The sequence below is a fragment of the Bradyrhizobium sp. STM 3561 genome, assembly GCF_045571455.1.
In the GTDB taxonomy this organism is placed as follows: domain Bacteria; phylum Pseudomonadota; class Alphaproteobacteria; order Rhizobiales; family Xanthobacteraceae; genus Bradyrhizobium; species Bradyrhizobium vignae.
In genome coordinates this window covers 1,563,674-1,582,181 of record NZ_CP120695.1, presented here as the reverse complement: position 1 = coordinate 1,582,181, position 18,508 = coordinate 1,563,674, and the positions used below count along the sequence as shown (strand labels likewise).

At 64.9% G+C, this 18,508-nt stretch carries 14 protein-coding genes; 4 read left to right on the top strand and 10 right to left on the bottom strand.

The window, feature by feature from the left end; translation table 11 throughout:
- Positions 1 to 123: 123 nt before the first annotated feature.
- The 3 genes from P6U28_RS07150 to P6U28_RS07140 all read left to right on the top strand — a co-directional run bounded on the left by P6U28_RS07150 (position 124) and on the right by P6U28_RS07140 (position 4,628).
- The gene (locus tag P6U28_RS07150) at positions 124 to 1,257 is read left to right on the top strand and encodes a nitronate monooxygenase (RefSeq protein WP_407122005.1); all 1,134 of its coding nucleotides are present in this window, start codon (positions 124 to 126) and stop codon (positions 1,255 to 1,257) included.
- A 108-nt stretch (positions 1,258 to 1,365) separates the two neighbouring features.
- A complete protein-coding gene (locus tag P6U28_RS07145) occupies positions 1,366 to 2,532 on the top strand; it encodes an IS110 family transposase (protein ID WP_122406339.1) in 1,167 nt (388 codons plus the stop codon).
- Between the two features lie 578 nt (positions 2,533 to 3,110).
- The gene (locus tag P6U28_RS07140) at positions 3,111 to 4,628 is read left to right on the top strand and encodes an acetyl-CoA acetyltransferase (protein WP_122404260.1); all 1,518 of its coding nucleotides are present in this window, start codon (positions 3,111 to 3,113) and stop codon (positions 4,626 to 4,628) included.
- A 199-nt stretch (positions 4,629 to 4,827) separates the two neighbouring features.
- Here P6U28_RS07140 and P6U28_RS07135 read toward each other — a convergent pair whose 3' ends face one another.
- The 6 genes from P6U28_RS07135 to ltnD form a co-directional block, all read right to left on the bottom strand.
- A complete protein-coding gene (locus P6U28_RS07135; RefSeq protein ID WP_122404261.1) occupies positions 4,828 to 6,030 on the bottom strand; it encodes an efflux RND transporter periplasmic adaptor subunit in 1,203 nt (400 codons plus the stop codon).
- Positions 6,017 to 9,196, bottom strand: coding sequence for an efflux RND transporter permease subunit (locus tag P6U28_RS07130; RefSeq protein WP_122404262.1), 3,180 nt, complete (start codon positions 9,194 to 9,196; stop codon positions 6,017 to 6,019). Before P6U28_RS07130 ends, P6U28_RS07135 begins: the two co-directional genes overlap by 14 nt.
- 137 nt (positions 9,197 to 9,333) lie before the next feature.
- The gene (locus P6U28_RS07125; protein WP_122404263.1) at positions 9,334 to 11,025 is read right to left on the bottom strand and encodes a methyl-accepting chemotaxis protein; all 1,692 of its coding nucleotides are present in this window, start codon (positions 11,023 to 11,025) and stop codon (positions 9,334 to 9,336) included.
- Positions 11,026 to 11,193: 168 nt separating this feature from the next.
- Entirely contained in the window at positions 11,194 to 12,468 is a 1,275-nt protein-coding gene (gene otnK, locus P6U28_RS07120; protein ID WP_122404264.1) for a 3-oxo-tetronate kinase, read from the bottom strand.
- A complete protein-coding gene (otnI, locus tag P6U28_RS07115; RefSeq protein WP_122404265.1) occupies positions 12,465 to 13,247 on the bottom strand; it encodes a 2-oxo-tetronate isomerase in 783 nt (260 codons plus the stop codon). Before otnI ends, otnK begins: the two co-directional genes overlap by 4 nt.
- Before the next feature lie 15 nt (positions 13,248 to 13,262).
- Positions 13,263 to 14,180, bottom strand: a complete 918-nt coding sequence (gene ltnD, locus P6U28_RS07110; protein ID WP_122404266.1) for an L-threonate dehydrogenase — start codon at positions 14,178 to 14,180, stop codon at positions 13,263 to 13,265.
- Between the two features lie 102 nt (positions 14,181 to 14,282).
- Here ltnD and P6U28_RS07105 point away from each other — a divergent pair, with 102 nt between their 5' ends.
- Positions 14,283 to 14,957, top strand: a complete 675-nt coding sequence (locus P6U28_RS07105; RefSeq protein ID WP_162500369.1) for an aldolase — start codon at positions 14,283 to 14,285, stop codon at positions 14,955 to 14,957.
- Between the two features lie 234 nt (positions 14,958 to 15,191).
- On the opposite strand, the gene P6U28_RS07100 is transcribed toward P6U28_RS07105, so the two are convergent.
- From P6U28_RS07100 to P6U28_RS07085, 4 genes are read right to left on the bottom strand one after another with little or no spacing between them, the layout of a single operon-like run.
- Positions 15,192 to 15,896 (bottom strand): ABC transporter ATP-binding protein, encoded by a 705-nt coding sequence (locus P6U28_RS07100; RefSeq protein WP_122404268.1) that lies wholly within the window; start codon positions 15,894 to 15,896, stop codon positions 15,192 to 15,194.
- Positions 15,880 to 16,611, bottom strand: coding sequence for an ABC transporter ATP-binding protein (locus P6U28_RS07095; RefSeq protein WP_122404269.1), 732 nt, complete (start codon positions 16,609 to 16,611; stop codon positions 15,880 to 15,882). Before P6U28_RS07095 ends, P6U28_RS07100 begins: the two co-directional genes overlap by 17 nt.
- On the bottom strand, positions 16,608 to 17,591 hold the full coding sequence (locus tag P6U28_RS07090) for a branched-chain amino acid ABC transporter permease (protein WP_407122002.1): 984 nt from the start codon (positions 17,589 to 17,591) through the stop codon (positions 16,608 to 16,610). The genes P6U28_RS07095 and P6U28_RS07090 overlap by 4 nt, the downstream gene beginning before the upstream one ends.
- Entirely contained in the window at positions 17,591 to 18,469 is an 879-nt protein-coding gene (locus P6U28_RS07085; RefSeq protein WP_122404271.1) for a branched-chain amino acid ABC transporter permease, read from the bottom strand. The genes P6U28_RS07090 and P6U28_RS07085 overlap by 1 nt, the downstream gene beginning before the upstream one ends.
- Between the last annotated feature and the right edge of the window lie 39 nt (positions 18,470 to 18,508).

Here is an 18,508-nt window from a genome sequence, read left to right as displayed (position 1 = left end):
CCTGTACGCAAGATGCGCCGCCAAATCCGGATTGGCATCGCGGGCGACGATGGGCTAGCGTCGCGGGGCCTTCGCAAGCAAAGCAACAACAGCAACGCGGAAGGCTGCTGCCGGGAGAGAACCATGAAATCGCCGATCTGCGACATGCTGGGTATCGAATTCCCACTGCTCGCCTTCAGCCATTGCCGCGATGTCGTCGCCGCCGTCAGCCGCGCCGGCGGCTTCGGCGTGCTCGGCGCGACCGTGCACACGCCTGATACGCTCGAGCGCGAGCTGAGGTGGATCGACGATCACGTCGATGGCAAGCCTTATGGCATCGATGTGCTGATCCCCGAAAACATCTCGACCGCGGGTGAGAAGGACGTCACCTGGAAGAGACTGGAAACGCGCGTGCCGCAAGAGCACCGCGATTACACGCGAAATCTCCTGAAGAAGTACGACATCGAACTGACCACCACCGACGTCGCGGACAACCAGCCGCAACCGTTCGATGCGAAGACCGCGCTTCAGCTGCTGGAGGTCTCCTTCAATCATCCGATCCGGCTGATCGCCAATGCGCTGGGCGTGCCGCCGAAGGCGATGATCGAAATGGGCAAGACGCGCGGCGTCCCCGTCGCGGCGCTGGTCGGCGCCAAGGAGCACGCGCTGCGCCAGGTCGCGGCCGGCGTCGACATCCTCGTGGTGCAGGGCACCGAGGCCGGCGGCCATTGCGGCGAGGTCTCAACCATGGTGCTGGTGCCGGAGGTGATCAAGGCCATCAAGCCCATTCGCGACGTGCCGGTGCTGGCGGCCGGCGGCGTCATGACGGGACGGCAGATGGCGGCCTGCATGGCGATGGGCGCGGCCGGCGTCTGGACCGGCTCGGTGTGGCTTGCCACCGTCGAGGCCGAGACCACGGAGATTTTCCGCGAGAAGATGATCGCGGCGTCCTCCCGCGACGCCGTCCGCTCCAAGGGCCGCACCGGCAAGCCGGCACGGCAGCTCCGCTCGGTCTGGACCGATGCCTGGGACCGCGCGCCGGACAGCCCGGGCGCGCTGCCGATGCCGCTGCAGAGCATCATCAGCCGCGACGCCTTCCATTCCATCGACCGAGCCGCCGCGAGCGGCAACGCCAAGGCGCGCGATCTCGTCAGCTATTTCGTCGGCCAGGGCGTCGGCCTGATCGACAGCGTGAAATCGGCGGGTGCCGTGGTGCAGGAGTTCAAGGAAGAGTTCGCCGAAGCCGTCGAGCACATGAATGCGCTGGTGGCGCAGTAGTCACTGCATCGTCATTGCGAGGGCAGCGAAGATTCCATGGGGAGTGGATAGCGACCAGGTCTGAGGCCAGACTGAGGGTTGCTGAATCCATTCAACCTGGAGACGACGATGTTGCTCGATCATCCTTCCGACGGACTGGCCGCTATCCGCACGCAGTTTGGCGCAATTTTTGTGTCATTGGAACTAAGCCGTTCGACATGGCTGGTCACTTCGCTGTCGCCCTGCAAGGGCGAGAAGATGTCCAAACGCAGCATGAAGGCCGGCGACCTTTCGGAACTGTTGAAGCTGTTTGCGGAGCTGAAGCGCAAGGCGCAGGCGCGAACGGGTGAGAGCTATCCGCTCATCACGATCCAGGAGGCGGGGCTGGACGGGTTCTGGCTTCACCGCGCCCTGCAGCAGGAAGGCATCGAGAGCCACGTAGTCGATCCGGCCTCGATTGCGACGCCGCGCCGGCGCCGGCGGGCCAAGACGGACCGGCTGGATGGCGAGACGCTGTTGCGGACGCTGCTGGCCTACAAGCGCGGCGAGGTACGGGTCTGCGCCATGGTCGTTGCGCCCTCTCCGGCAGAGGAGGACCGCCGTAGGCTGTGCCGCGAGCGAGAGACCTTGATCGCGGAGCGGATCGAGCATGTGAACCGGATCAAGGGTCTTCTGTTCGCGCAAGGGATCTTCGACTACGCGCCGCTGCGGCGAGACCGGCGGAAGCGGCTGGAGGCCTTGCGGACGGGCGACGGGCGCGCCTTGCTGGCGCATCTGAAGGCGCAGATCAGCCGCGAACTCGACCGGCTCGAACTGCTGCTCGACCAGATCACGGCGGTGGAGCGCGAGCAGGATGCGTTGCTGGCCGCGAGCAAGGCGGCGGGGGAGAAGACCGTATCGAACCCGGTGGCAATGCTGCTCGAACTGAAGAGCCTGGGCCCGAACTTCACGGCCGTTCTCTGGTCGGAGGCCTTTTACCGGCAGTTCGCCAACCGCCGCCAGATTGCATCCTATGCCGGCCTTGCAGCCACGCCATGGCGCAGTGGCGGCATCGAGCGCGAGCAAGGCGTGTCGAAGGCTGGCAATCCGCGCCTGAGAACCACGATGATCCAGCTCGCCTGGCTCTGGGTACGCCACCAGCCTCAATCGGCTTTGACCCAGTGGTTCAAGGTGCACAGCCAACGCGGCCGCAAGCGCGCGATCGTGGCGCTCGCGCGCAAGCTGCTCGTGGCCCTCTGGAAGTACGTGACCGCGGGCGTGGTGATCGAGGGAGCCGAGATAAAGGCCGCCGCCTGACACCACGCTCCTCAGCCTCAAAGCCAATCCGCCGAGATTGATCAGCCTCGGCCGATCCGGGTGGACGAACCGATGGATTGCATGGCTTCAAACGCCGTAACGAAGAATGGTCTCGTCCTCTCGAGCCTGCCCGCCGCAAGCGGAATGTTGGTGCAGCCGCCGCCGCGCGGCGACCGAATGTGAGTTTGATCTGGCAAGCAAACCAGATTGCAAAAACCGGCTCGACCCTTGGATCGCCTGACGAAAAGGAGTTATCCGCCCGCTGCCCCGACTGCCAAAGCCTGATGGCGTGCTCGCTCGAGTCAAGGCCAAGTCGCTTCGCGACGGCCCTACGGGCCGACCTTGACTCGATCTGCGCGCGCCATCCTACGTGCTCCACGGTCGGGACGAAGAGCTGGCCTGCAATCGAACAAAGAGCTGAACAAACCGCCTTGACACACCAAATCCCCATGTGAGCAATCCAGACTGCCTCCGCGGATCCATTTCTGGATTGCTTCGTCGCCAGCGCAGAATTGCTTCGCAATTTTGTCGCGGGCTCCTCGCAATTGACGAAGCAACTAACGTCGTGAATCGAGATTATGACTGACAAGAACCCCATCTCCGAAGACCGCATCCCCGTCATCGTCGGCATTGGCGAGATCGTCGACCGCCCGAAAGAGATCACCGATGGTCTCGAGCCGCTCGATCTGCTCGAACAGGCACTGCGGCGCGCCGAGGCTGATGCCGGCGCAAAGCTGCTCGGCGAGGTGCAGTCGCTCGACGTCGTCAACTTCCTGAGCTGGCGCTATCGCGATCCGGAGAAGCTCCTGGCGCAGCGCTTCGGCATCTCGCCCGCGCATTGCTATTACGGCCCGGTCGGCGGCGAGAGTCCGGTCCGCTACGTCCACGAAGCGTCCAAGCGCATCGCGCGCGGGGAATGCGGCGTCGCCGCAGTGTGCGGCGCGGAGGCGCAGTCGACCGCGACCAAGGCGGAGCGCGCCGGCGTCAAGCTGCCATGGACGCCGTTCGCCCATGATGTCGAGGAGCCCAAGCGCGGCGCGGCGTTCCAGAAGCCGCTGGCGGTGAAGCTCGGCGTGTTCCGCCCGGTCACGGTCTATCCCTTCTACGAGGCGGCCTCCGCTGCGCATTGGGGCCAGACGCCGCGCGAGGCGATGGCGGAGTCCGGCACGCTGTGGTCGCGCTATTCGGAAGCCGCCGCACAAAATCCCAATGCCTGGCTGAAGCGGCGCTATGTGCCCGAGGAGATCACGACCCCGACCGCCGACAACCGCCTGATCGCGTGGCCCTATAACAAGCTGATGGTCGCCAATCCCAGCGTCAACATGGGTGGTGCCCTGCTGCTCACGAGCCTTGCCAAGGCGCGGGCACTCGGTATCGCGCAAGATAAGCTGGTCTATCCGCTCGGCGGCGCCTCGGCGGAAGAGCCGCGCGATTATCTGTTGCGCGACCAGTTTTACGAGAGCCATCCGCAGAACGCGGTGCTCAGAAGCGTGATGGACATCGCCGGCGGCGACGGCAGGAAATTCGACGCGATCGAGCTCTACAGCTGCTTTCCGTGCGTACCCAAGATGGCGCGGCGGACGCTGGGCCTTTCTGCCGACGTGCAGCCGACCGTGACCGGCGGCCTCACCTTCTTTGGCGCTCCGCTCAACACCTACATGACGCATGCGGCCTGCGCGATGGTGCGGCGTGTGCGCGGTGGCGCAAGACTCGGCCTGCTCTACGGCCAGGGCGGCTTCGTCACCAAGCATCACGCGCTGGTGGTGTCGAAGACGGCGCCCCGCGAGACTCTGGCGCAGGAGACGAGCGTGCAAGGCGAAGCGGACCGCAACAAGCACGCGGTGCCGGAGTTCGTCACGGAGGCCTCAGGCAAGGGCAAAGTCGAGAGCTTTACCGTGCTCTACGGCCGCGGCGGCGATGTCGAGCATGGCGTGGTGATGCTGCGCACGACCGATGATCGGCGTACGCTGGCGCGGATTCCGGCGAGCGATAGTGCGACGCTGGCGCATCTGCTCGACATGGATCGCACGCCGGTGGGCTCGCTCGGTGAGGTAGCGATGGCTGCGGATGGCGTGCCGGAGTGGCGGGTGGCGTAGCTGACTCAGACAGCAACGTGTACCGCTGGGAGAGAGATGGGTCCCGGCGCAGCAGCGCATCATTTCATGCTGCGCTGCGTCCCGGGCACTGGACTGACCTAAAGCGCGATGAGATTTGGATGAATCGTCATCGCGCTTTAGCTTGTTGTTTACGCATGATCTTTCCGGAAAACCGCTTCGCACTTTTCCGGATCATGCCTTAGCTCCGCGGCGGCTGCTTCTCGGACGCGGTCGCCGGCTTGCCCTTGGCGCCGGCGCCAACGACGCGAACCGGATCGCCATCCGACAAGCCATCCGGCGGAGCGGTGATGACGCGGTCATCCGCGGTAATCCCCGAGGCCAGCTCGATCTCGCGGCCGAGATCGCGGGCGATCGCCACCGTTTTGAACCGCACCTTGTCGTCCGCGCCGACGGTGGCCACACGCAGGCCGCTGCCGTTGAAGATCAGGGCGCTGGCGGGAATGCTGAGCGGCGCGGCGTCATGCTGCAGGTTCAGCTTCACACTGGCATAGCCGCCAGGCATCAGCTCGCCTGAGGAATTGTCGAGCCCGAGCTGCATGCGCGTGGTGCCGGAGGCGACATCGACGGCCTGCGAGGAGGCCTCCACCGTCGCCTGGAAGGTCCGGTTTGGATATTCCGGCAGCGTGATGGTGGCCTTGGCGCCGATCTTGATCGCAGGCACGTAGTTCTGGGGCACGTTGACGTAGACGCGCAGCTTGGTGATGTCTGATATCACGAACATCGCCGGCCCCGAACCGCCGCCGGCATTGATCAGCGCGCCGACGTCGGTGTCGCGCGCGGTGACGACACCGTCGAACGGCGCGGTGATCTTCTTGTAGCCGGCGAGCGCTTCCAGCCGCTCGACATTGGCTTGCCCCGAATTGACGGCCGCCTTCTTGTTGGAGAGGTCGGCGGTGCGTTCGTCGATCTCCTGCGCCGAGACGAAGTTGGAGGCGACCAGCGTCTTGCGCCGGTTGAGCGTTGCCTCCGACAACCTGGCGCTGGCCTGCTGGCTGGCGAGGTCGGCGCGCGCCTGCAGCAGCTGCTGATCGAGATCGGGCGCCTCGATCTCGGCAATCACCTGGCCGGCTTTGACACGGGCACCGATGTCGGCACTCCAGCTCTTCAGATAGCCCGAGACGCGCGCGAAGATCGGCGCGCGGTAGTAGGCTTCCAATCGGCCCGGCAGATCGATGGTGGCGTTGAGGTCCTTGGCGCTGGGCAGCGTCACCGCCACGCTCGGAACGGCCTGGTCGTCAGTCCATTCTTTCAGCTTGATGCCCTGCTCCTCGCGGGCCCTGATGCCGGTGCCGACGACAAGGCCCGCCGCAATCAACGCCATCACGCCGAAGATGCCCAGTTTCCGGTGCGACACCGCCGAGCGGGGTTCAGTGGGGGACATGCGGAGTCTCCAATGCGGCGGCGGCTTTGACGCCTTGTTTCTTGTGGACCATGCTGAACACCACGGGAACGAACATCAGCGTGGCGAAGGTTGCAAAGATCAGGCCGCCGATCACGGCGCGGCCGAGCGGCGCATTCTGCTCGCCGCCTTCGCCGAGCCCCAGCGCCATCGGCGCCATGCCGATGATCATGGCGAGCGCGGTCATCAGGACGGGGCGGAACCGGACGAAGCCGGCTTCGAGCGCGGCGGCGATGGGATCGCCGAGCTCCTCGTAGCGCTCACGCGCGAAGGAGATCACGAGCACGCTATTGGCGGTGGCAACGCCCATGCACATGATCGCGCCGGTGAGCGCCGGAACCGACAGGGTGGTCTCCGTCGTGAACAGCATCCAGACGATGCCGGCGAGCGCGGCCGGCAGCGCGGTGATGATCACGAACGGATCGGACCACGACTGGAAGTTCACGACGATCAGGAGATAGATCAGCACGACGGCCCCGAGCAGGCCGAACAAGAGTCCGGTGAAGGCGCTGTTCATGGTCTGCACCTGGCCGAGCAGCACCACGGACGAGCCCTTCGGAACCTCCTTGGCGGTGTCGGCGATCACTTTTCGGATGTCGGCGGCGACCGCGCCGAGGTCGCGGCCCGAGGTCGTGGCAAAGATCTGCACCATCGACTGGATGTCGTATTGCGACACCACCGCGCTCGAGGTCGAACGCTTGATGTCGGCGATGCCGCCGAGGATCGGCGACTGCGCATTGCCGGCAGCCGTGATCGGCAGCGTCTGCAGCGCACTGAGCGAGTCGATCTGGTATTGCGGCGTCTGCATCACGATCGAGTAGGACACGCCGTTATCAGGATTGAGGTAGTAGGTCGGCGCCACCTGCGAGGAGCCGGCGAGATTGACCACGAGGCTGTTGGTGACGTCGCGCTCGGTCAGGCCGACATATTGCGCGCGGGTGCGATCGACATCGATGTTGAAGGTCGGATTGTTCGGCGACTGCTGGATGCGCGCATCGGCGACGCCCGGAATCTTGCGGACCTTGGCCAGCAGGTTGTTGGCATAGGCGAAGTTGGCACTGAGATTGGCGCCGCGGATTTGCAGGTCGATCGGCGCCGGCGCGCCGAAATTCAGGATCTGGCTGACGATGTCGGCCGGCAGGAACGCGAAGCTGACGCCGGGGAACAGCCGCGGCAATTGCTCACGCAGCACCTTGACGTGCTCTTCGGTCGGCTTGTGGCCTTCCTTCAGCTTGATCTGGATGTCACCGTCCTGCGGGCCGATCACGCCGGTGTTGTTGTAGGTCATGTTGATGCCGGAGATCGGCATGCCGATATTGTCGGTCATGGTCTCGATCTCGCCGGGGATCAGCTTGCGGACTGCTTTCTGCACGTCGGCGAGCTGATTGGCGGTCTCCTCGACGCGGGTGCCCACTTGCGTGCGGACATGCATCAGGATGTTGCCGGCATCGACCGCGGGAAAGAAATTCCGGCCGAGGAACGGCACCAGCGCGAAGGACGCGCCGACCACGCAGACGAAGCCGATCGCGAACACCGCGCGATGCGCCAGTGCAAGGCCCAGCAGCCCGCGATAGAAGCCGCGGACGCGCTCGAACCGTGCCTCGAAACCGCGCTGGAACCAGACAAAAGGATTGCGCGACTTCGGCGGAGCGCCCTCGTGATGGACATGCGCCTGCAGGAGGTAGTTCGCCATGGTCGGCACCAAAGTGCGCGACAGGATGAACGACCAGATCATCGCGAACATCACCGCTTCAGCCATCGGCACGAACAGGAAGCGCGCGACGCCGGTCAGGAAGAACATCGGCACGAACACGATGCAGATGCAGAGCAGCGACACGAACGCCGGCGTCACGATCTGGTTGGCGCCGTCGAGGATCGACTGCTCGACCGGCTTGCCCTGCTCCAGATGGTAGTTGATGTTCTCTATGGTGACGGTGGCGTCGTCGACGAGGATGCCGACCGCAAGCGCGAGGCCGCCGAGCGTCATGATGTTCAGCGTCTCGCCGATCGCCGACAGCATGATGATGGCGCCCAACACCGAGAGCGGGATCGAGACCGCGATGATGATGGTCGAGCGCCAGCTACCGAGGAACAACAGGATCATGACGCTGGTCAGCAGCGCCGCGATCACGCCCTCGAAGGCGACGCCCTCGATCGCGCCACGGACGAACACCGACTGGTCGCCGATGAAGCCGATTCTGAGCGCGTCGGGCAACTGATCCTTGACGTCGATGACCTTCTGCTTGATGCCGGCGATGATATCGAGCGTCGAGGTCGCGCCCGCCTTCAGCACCATCATCAGCACCGAGCGGTTGCCGTCGACATGGACGATGTTGGTCTGCGGCGGATTGCCGTCACGCACGGTGGCGACGTCGCGCACATAGACCATGGCGCCGTTGACGGTCTTGATCGGCAGGTTGCCGAGCTCGTCGATCCGAAGCGGCGAGTTATTGAGCTGGATGTTGTATTCGAACTGGCCGATCTTCTGGGTGCCGACCGGCGTGATCAGGTTTTGCGCGGCAAGCGCATTGGCGACGTCCTGGCCGGACAGGCCGCGGGCCTGGAGCGCGGTCGGATCGAGGTCGATCTGGACCTGGCGCTGCTTGCCGCCGAATGGATAGGGAATCGCAGCGCCAGGCACGGTGACCAGCGGGGTGCGAAGCTGGTTGATGCCGATGTCGGCGAGGTTTTGCTCGGTGAGCCCCTCACCTGACAACGCCACCTGGATGATCGGTACGGTAGAAGCCGAGTAGTTCAGGATCAAGGGCGGCGTCGCACCCGGCGGCATCTGCTTGAGCAGCGTCTGCGAAATCGCGGTCACCTGCGCGTTGGCGGTGCGGATGTCGACGTTAGGTTGGAAGAAGATCTTGATGATGCCAAAACCGTTGTAGGAGTTGGCCGTGATGTGCTCGATGTCGTTGACGGTGGTCGTCAGTGCGCGCTGGAAGGGCGTGGTGATGCGGCCTGACATCTGATCCGGCGGCAGCCCGGTATACTGCCAGACCACGCCGATCACGGGAATGCGGATGTCCGGGAAGATGTCGGTCGGGGTCCGCAGCGCCGCGAGCGGTCCGATGATCAGCAGCAGCAGCGCCAGCACGACGAACGTATAAGGCCGGCTCAGGGCAATACGGACCAGAGCAATCACGGAATCCGCCCCCACGGGGATCCTCCGTCCCCTTTACCTGAGCACCGCCGGAAACGCTAACCTCCGGCGGCTTTCACGCATTCACTTCCCTGCTACCGCACTGCGGAATCTACATCGCAGCCATGCAGCTGCGCGTCCTACGCCGCACGGACGTTGGCGAGGAACTTGCCGACCTCGGTCTTGAGCCGGTTCGAATCGTTCGACAGCATCTGGGCCGCCGACAGCACCTGCGAGGAGGCTGTGCCGGTCTCGGTCGCACCGCGCTGAACGTCGGTGATGTTGGACGACACCTGCTGGGTGCCCTGCGCGGCCTGCTGCACGTTGCGGGCGATCTCCTGCGTCGCCGCGCCCTGCTCTTCCACCGCCGCCGCGATCGCCGACGAGATCTCCGACAGACGTTCGATGGTCGAGGAAATCTCCCTGATCGCACCGACCGAGTCGTTGGTCGCCGCCTGGATGCCGGAAATCTGCTGGCCGATTTCGCCGGTCGCCTTCGCGGTCTGCTCGGCTAGCGCCTTCACCTCGGAGGCGACGACAGCGAAGCCGCGACCGGCTTCGCCCGCGCGCGCCGCCTCGATGGTGGCATTCAGCGCCAGGAGATTGGTCTGGCCGGCGATGGTGTTGATCAGCTCGACGACATCCCCGATGCGCGAGGCGGCTTTGGAGAGTTCGCTGACGCGCTCGGTGGTGGCACGCGCCTGGCCGACGGCATCGCCCGCCATCCGCGCCGATTCCTGCACCTGACGGCTGATCTCGCCGACCGACGACGCCATCTCCTCCGTGGCCGAGGCCACCGATTGCACGTTGGTCGAGGCTTCCTCCGAAGCACCGGCAACCGTGGTCGCAAGCCGCTGCGAGCGGTCGGCGGTCGCAGTCAGGGTCGAGGCGGAGGCCTCTAACTGGCTCGAGGCCGACGACACGGTCTGGACGATCTCCCCGATCATCGTTTCGAATTCGCGCGTGATGTTGTCGACGCGGCGGCCGCGCTCGATCTTGGCCTCGGCATCGGCCGCGGCGGCTTCGTCCGCGGCCTTCTTGGCGATCAGCGCCTCCTTGAAGATCTGGAGCACGTCGGCCATGGCGCCGATCTCGGTCTTCTCGCCGCGATGCGGGACTTCGGCGGAAAGGTCGCCCTTGCCGAGCGCTTGCATCGGCTGGATGATGGAATTGATGCCGCTGGAGACGTCGCGGACGAGGTAGAAGCCGACACTGATGCCGGAGATGACGGCGGCGCCCAGGATGATCGCAACCAGCATGAAGGCGTAATAGAAGGTATCGGCGGCATCCGCAGCGGCCTGATCACCGCCCTTGGTGTTGAGCTCGATATCCTTGGCCAGGATGGCATCGGCCTCAAGCCCGATCTTGTTGACTGTCTTGCTGTCCAGCTCGTGCGCGTCGTGCGGGATCTTGTTGGCATCCCGGCGCGACAGCGCCATGACTTCCTGGGTGCCATTCTTGTACTCTTCCCACTTTTTCGACCACTCGCTGTACAGTGCTCTCTCTTCGGGCGAGGCGATCATACCCTCATAAGACTTGCGGAACTTCGTGTTCGCCTCGACCACTGTTGCCAGGGTTTTCTCGGCCGCAAGCTTTTCCTCCAGTGTCTCCGCCAGCATGTGCTCGCGGATCACGTTGCGGTAGGTGATGACGCCGGCACGGAGGTCGCCGATCACGCGGACGCTGGGCATCCAGTTCGTGGTGATATCGACGGTGTTGGCGTTGATCGTCCGCATCTTCATGACGGCGAGCAGCCCCATGCCGGCCATCACGACCAGCAGGAACGCCACGACACTGATAATCTTGGCGCGGATGGAAATGGTGGCGAGCATAATCGGGTCTCTTTGTGCTGACGCGGTGGCGCGTCCGGAAACTTTACGAATCAACTAAAAGGAGCGGCACCGACATCCAACACCAGAGCACCTGCGCAAATGTTAACTGCGACTCCGTACGAGTACGGAGCTCAATGAAATGAACAGGCAGCAAAGAATGCACTGTGCTCAGCGCATGAGCATAAGCGCATCGGAGAAAAACTCTCCGCCGCCGAAATTTCCGGACTTCAGAGCGAGCAGCATGTCGCTTTCGGCGCCGACCGCGCGCAGCACCGGAACGCCTGCCGCAATTTCCACTCCCACGAGAAATCCGGGAATCTTCAACCGATCGACAACGGCTCCGGACGTCTCGCCGCCGGCAACGATCAGTCGCCGCACGCCTGATTTGACGAGGTTTTCTGCGATATCGGCCATGGCCTGCTCGATCGCATGGCCGGCGGCGTCGCGACCGTGGCGCGCTTGCAGCGCGGTGACCTGATCGGGTGTCGAGCTCGATGCGATCAGCACCGGACCCTCGCCCAGTCGTGGTCTTGCCCAGTCCAGCGCGCGCTGCACTTCGCCTGCCCCCATAATGATGCGGTCTGGATCGAGATGAAGCACCGGCATGATGCGCTCGGCGTTGGTGATCTGCTGAAGGGTCGCCTGCGAGCAGCTTCCGGCAAGGCAGGCCGCCAGCCCGCCGACCGCAGCGCCGGTTTCGCCGCTCGGTGACGCCGACTTGACCTTGCCCGTCGACACCAACGCGCGCGCGAGCCCAAGGCCGATGCCGGAGGCACCGACCGAGAGCCGATGTCCGGCGGCGACAAGGCCGATGGTCTCGAGGTCGCGATCGAACACGGCGTCGATGATCGCAGCGCCGATGCCCTTGCCCGCCAGCTCGGCCAGTCGCGCCCGCACGGCATCCGCCCCGCGCGTGACGGTGGCGAGATCGACGAGGCCGATCTGCGTCCTGCTCTGACGCGCCAGCACGCGCACCAGATTGGAATCGCGCATCGGGTTGAGCGGATGGTCCTTCAGCGGGCTCTCGTTGAGCGGCACGGCGCCGACGAAGAGGTTGCCCTGGTAGACGGTACGGCCGGTCTCCGGGAAGGCCGGCGTCACCAGAACGGCACCCTCGCCGCAATCGGCGCGCAGCGCGTCCATGACGGGACCGATATTGCCGGCATCGGTGGAATCGAAGGTCGAGCAAATCTTGAACAAGACGTGGCCCGCGCCGCGGCCGCGCAGCCACGCCTCCGCCGCACGCGAGCGCGACACGGCAAGGCCCGCCTCGATCGAGCGGCTCTTCAGCGACACCACGACGGCGTCGACCTCGGGCAGCGCGAGATCGTCGGCAGGCACGCCGATGGTCTGCACGGTGCGCAAGCCAGCGCGCGTCAGCGTATTGGCGAGGTCGGAGGCGCCGGTATAGTCGTCGGCGATGCAGCCCAACGCAAGTGTCACGACTTCACTCCAGCATAAGGCTTGAACCAGGCGAGGCCGTCGGTGGTCTTGCCGCGCGGATTGTATTCGCAGCCGACGAAGCCGGCATAGCCGAGCCGGTCGAGCTCTTCGAACAGGAACGGATAGTTCAACTCCTCGCCGTCAGGCTCGTTGCGCGAGGGAACGCTGGCAATCTGGATGTGGCCGATGATCGGCATCATCTCGCGCAGCCGCATGGTGACGTCGCCATGGATGATCTGGCAGTGATAAATGTCGAACTGGAGTTTCAGGTTCGCGAGCCTCAGCTCCTGGATCAGATCACGTGCGAAGCCGAAATCGTTGAGGAAGTAGCCGGGCACGTTGCGCGCATTGATCGGCTCGATCACGACGTCGATGCCGTGCGGCGCGAAGAATTCCGCGGTCCATGCCACCGATTTGTAGAAGGCCTCGATCGCGACGCGCTCGCCGCGGTTGGCGATGCCGGCCATCAGGTGCAGCCGCTTGACGCCGGTCGCCTTGGCATAAGGCAGCGCCGTCTCCAGGCTCGCCTTGAGATCATTGAATCGCGCCGGGAGCGCCGCAAAACCCTTCTCGCCGGCGTTCCAGTCGCCGGGCGGCAAGTTGAACAGCGCCTGCGTCAGGCCGTTGCGCCGCAGCCGCTCGCCGACCACCTCGGCCGGATGCTCGTAAGGAAAGAGGAACTCGACGGCAGTGAAGCCCGCTTGCGCGGCGGCATCGAAGCGGTCGAGGAACGGCACCTCGGTGAACATCATCGAGAGATTGGCGGCGAAACGCGGCATTGCAGATCCTCTTGCTTACTTGTCGCCGGGCAGCTTGACGCCGGTGACCTGCGCATACATACGCGCGACCGACGCATCGTCGTCGCGGCCCATGCCGGCGGCTGATGTCATCAGGAACATCTGGAGCGCTGCGGCAGAGACCGGCACCGGGAATCTGGCGCTGCGCGCCATGTCCTGAATGATGCCAAGGTCCTTGACGAAGATCTCCACCGCGCTTCGCGGTGTGTAATCGCCGTCCAGCACATGCGGCATGCGGTTCTCGAACATCCAGGAATTGCCGGCGGATGCCGTGATCACCTCATAGACCTTGCGGATGTCGAGGCCCTGCTTGGCCGCAAAGGCCATGGCTTCGCTGGCGGCAGCAATGTGGACGCCGGCGAGAAGCTGGTTGATCATCTTGAACGCCGCGCCCTGTCCGGCGGCATCGCCGAGCTCGTACAGCTTTGCCGCCATGGCATCAAGCGCGGGCCGCGCCTTGGCAAAAGCGGCGGAGCTACCGGAGGCGAGAATCGTCAACTCGCCTTGCGCGGCGCGCTGGGCCCCGCCCGAGATCGGCGCATCCAGATAGTGCCGGCCGGTCGCCTCCAACTGCTTGGCGAGGCGCCGCGCCACGTCGGGATCCATGGTGGCGGAGGATATGAAGACACTGTCCTTCGGCATGGTCTCGGCGGCACCATCCTTGCCGAACAGGATCGCCTCAGTCTGCGCCGCATTGACGACGACGCTGACGACGATATCGGCCTCCTTGGCCGCTTCGGCCGGGGTCCTGGCGCCCGCGCCGCCATCCTTCACGAAGCGCGCGACGGCATCCGCCGAGACGTCGCAGCCGGTCACGGCATGGCCGGCGCGCTTCAGCGAGGTCGCCATGCCAAAACCCATCGAGCCGAGCCCGACGACGGCGATACGCTGATTTTGTGACGTGGAGGCGGACATGCAACTGACCCTTGAACGTTTCCCGAATAGCCGCCCTTTGCGGCAGCCTGGCAACCGAATATCACGGCTTGGCCGCGCTGCCAAAGCGTGAGACAAGCAGGCATGACGGCCATGAGCAACGAGACATTGCTGCGCGAGGATATCTGCCGCTTCGGGCGGTCCCTGTTCGAGCGCGGGCTGACGCCGGGCTCCTCCGGCAATATCAGCGTCAGGTTGGACGATGGCGGCTGGCTGGTGACGCCGACCAACGCCTCGCTCGGCTTCCTCGAACCTGCGAAGCTGTCGCGGCTGGATAGCCGAGGTCAGCTGGTCTCGGGCGATGCGCCGACCAAGGAAGTTCCGCTGCACACGGCGCTCTACGACACGCGCGGGACTGCGCGGGCGATCGTGCATCTGCACTCCACCCATTCGGTCGCGCTTTCGATGCTGCCCGAGATCGACCCGCGTGCCGCGCTGCCGCCGATGACGGCCTATTACCTGATGAAATGCGGCGCCACCGCCCTCGTGCCCTATTACCGCCCGGGCGACCCGGCCGTTGCGGATGCGATCAAGGGTCTCGCCGGGAGATATTCATCCGTGCTGCTCGCCAATCACGGCCCGGTCGTCGCCGGCGACACGCTGGAGGCTGCGGTGTTCGCCACGGAGGAACTGGAGGAGACGGCGAAGCTGTACCTGCTGCTGCGCGGGATGAACCCGCGGTACTTGTCGCCGGAGCAGGTGAAGGATCTGGTGAAGGTGTTCGGGGTGACGCTGCCCGAGCATGGGCACGGGCATTGAGCCCGGCTCCCTGCTCGTCATTGCGAGCCAACGGGTCCGCGCGAAGCGCGGCCCGATGACAGGCTCCGCGAAGAAATCCAGAGTCTTTCCGCGGAGGGATTCTGGATTGCTTCGCTACGCTCGCAATGACTGAGATTGTGGCGATCATCGTAGCCCGCATGAGCGCAGCGACATGTGGGACCGCCCGTCCCGGATATCGCTACGCTCATCAGGGCTACGGCAGCGCGCTTGTGGTTACAGCCCCAGATACGCCTTTCTCACATCCGGATTGCCCTTGATCTCCGCGGACGGGCCCTGCATCAGCACGCGGCCGGTCTGCAGGATGTAGGCGCGGTCGGCAATCTCGAGGCATTCGGCCATGCGCTGCTCGACGATCAGCACGGTCATGCCGGCGTCGCGGATGCGCTTCACCGCCTGGAAGATCTCGTCGACCAGCTTCGGCATGATGCCCTGCGACGGCTCGTCCAGCATCAAGAGCCGCGGGCGCGTCATCAGCGCGCGGCCGATGGCGAGCATCTGCTGCTCGCCGCCGCTTAGCGTCTCGGCGCGCTGCTCCAGGCGCTCGGAGAGGCGCGGAAACAGGTTGAAGACGAGATCGAGCGGCCCCTCGCGGTCGGCTTCGCTGCGATAGAGATAGCTGCCGAGGCGAAGATTGTCGCGCACGGACAGGCGCGGGAACAGGCGGCGGTTTTCCGGCACATAGGCGATGCCCGTTGCGGTGATGTGATGCTGTGCCATCCCCTCGAGGCGCTTGCCGTCGAACGTCACCGTGCCAGAACGCGGACGTTCGGCGCCGGCGATGGATTTCAGCAGCGTCGACTTGCCCGCGCCGTTGGCGCCGGCGACGCAGACGATCTCGCCCTTCTCGACCTCGATCGAGACCGCGGAGATCGCGACCAGGCCCTGATAGGCCGTCGTGACTTCACGCACCGACAGCATGACGATCTCCCAGATATGCGCTGATCACCTTGGGATCGCGGACCACGTCGGCAGGCTTGCCCTCGACCAGCACCTTGCCGAGGTCGAGCACGATGGCGCGGTCGACCAAGGGCATCACGATCTCCATCACATGCTCGACCATCAAGACGGTGATGCCGGCATCGCGCACTTTGCGCACCAGCGCGACGCCGGTCTGCGCCTCGGTCGGCGTCAGACCGGTGAGGACTTCGTCGAGCAGCAGCAGCTTTGGCTCGGTCGCGAGCGCGCGCGCGACTTCGAGGCGGCGCTTCTCGGCCGGCACGAGGTCGCTCGCGAGCACGTCCGCGCGCCCGGCAAGTCCGGTGAACTCGAGCACCTCATGCGCCTTGCGACGGGCTTCGCGCATCACGGTATTGCGCACGAGCGCACCGACGATGACGTTGTCGACGACGGTCATGGTCTCAAAACTCTTGACCACCTGGAAGGTGCGGCCCACTCCGCGCTGGCAGCGCTCGGCCGCCGGCATGTGGGTGACATCCTCACCGTCGAACCAGATCGAGCCTTGGGTCGGCGGCAGCACGCCGGCGATGAGGTTGAACAGCGTCGACTTGCCGGCACCGTTCGGACCGATTAGGCCGACGATTTCGCCGCGGCCGACCGAGATCGAGACGTCGCTGTTGGCGACCAGGCCGCCGAAGCGCTGCCAGACGCCGCGGGTTTCCAGGAGTGCGGTCATCGCGTGGCTCCCTTCGGTTTTGCACGGGAGAACAGGCTCACCAAGCCTCGCGGCAACGCCAGCGAGATCGCTACGATCAGCGCACCATAGACGATGAGATCGACGCCGCGACCGGAGCCGCCGATATAGGAGCGCGTCAGCTCCGTCATCGGGATCAGGATGGCGGCGCCAAGCACCGGCCCCCAGAGGGTGCCGATGCCGCCGAGCACGGCCGGCAGCGCCATCAGCAGCGAGAACTGGAAGCCCATCACGCTTTCAGGATCGATATAGGCGAGGAACTGCGCATAGAAGGCCCCGCCGATCGCGACCAGGAAGGCGGAAACGGCGGCCGCGCCCATCTTGGAGTTGAACACGACGACGCCGAGGCTCTCGGCCGCCTCCGGATTGTCCTTCACTGCGCGCCACCAGAAGCCCCATTTGGAGTCCTCCAGCCACCAGGTGACGAACCAGGCGAGGCAGCAGAGCGCCAGCGCGAAATAGAAGTATGGCAGCTTGGTGCGCAGGAACTGGAATTTCAGCCAGCTGTCGCCGCGGATCGGAATGGTGATGCCCATCGCGGCTCCCGCCCACTCCCAGTTCTGGAACAGCAGCAGGCCAATTTCGGCAACGACGATGGTCGCGATCACGAAGTAATGGCCGCGCAGGCGGAAGAAGGGATAGCCGAGTCCCATCGCGATGAGTGCGGCGATCACGCCGCCGCCGAGCATGCCGAACCAGGGCAGCACGCCGAACTTGGTGAACAAGAGCTCGGTGGTGTAGGCGCCGATGCCGAAATAGAGCGCGTGACCCAGCGAGATCTGGCCGCAATAGCCGGACAGGATGTTCCAGCTCTGCGACAGCGCCGCATACATCAAGGTCAGGATCAGGATGTTCTGGACGTAGACGTCCTTGATGAACAGCGGCGCCAGCGCCGCGAGCCCGGCCAGAACCGCGGCGATGATGAGGTCGCGGCGGCGCCGCGCAGCGAAATTCTTGTCCATCACATCGATCCGAACAGGCCACGCGGCCGAATGAACACGACCAGGAGATAGACGGCGTAGATGCCGACCGACTTCAGCGATGGCGGCAGCACCAGGGCCGTAACCGCCTCGACGAGGCCGACGATGATGCCACCGGCGAAGGCGCCGAACACGCTGCCGAAGCCGCCGAGCGCCACCGTGACATAGGCGATCAGGGCGAAGGACGCGCCGACGTCGGGATAGATGTAGAAGAACACCGCCATGATCGCGCCGGCGAGACCGACCAGTGCGGCACCCAAGCCCCAGCCGAGCGCGAACACGCGGTTCTTGTCGATGCCGACGAGGGCGACGGCGCCGGGATCCTCACGCGTCGCCTCCAGCGCGCGGCCGAAATCGGTGCGATTGATGAAGAAGTAGAGGCCGGCAAAGGCGAGAATCGAGACCAGCGCGCCGATCAGCTGCGGCTCCGGCAGGAAGATGCCCGCGATCGACACCGTCTTGCCGCCGAGCCAGGACTGCGGAATGCTGCGATAGTCCGGCGTGAAGAAGAATTGCGCGAGGCCCCGCATCACGATGGCGAGGCCGAAGGTGGAGAAGATCTGCACCATGCCGGCATTGGCCTTGGCCCGCATGGCGAAGCGTACAACGAGCAGGTAGACCACTGCCCCGAACACGAAGAGCGCCGCGGCGACCAGCGGCGCCGACAGCAAGGGATCGATGGCAAAGAATGCGAACAGGAAGAAGCTCGCATACATCGCGATCATCAGGAACTCGCCATGGGCGAAGTTCACGACGTCCATCAGGCCGAAGATCAGCGCAAGGCCGACCGCGATCAGTCCATAGAGCAGGCCCATAAGAAGGCCGCTCGCGAGACTTTGGATAATGGCTTGGGCTGTCAAAAGTCGTCCCCCACAAATGACTGGATAAGCGCGGAAACT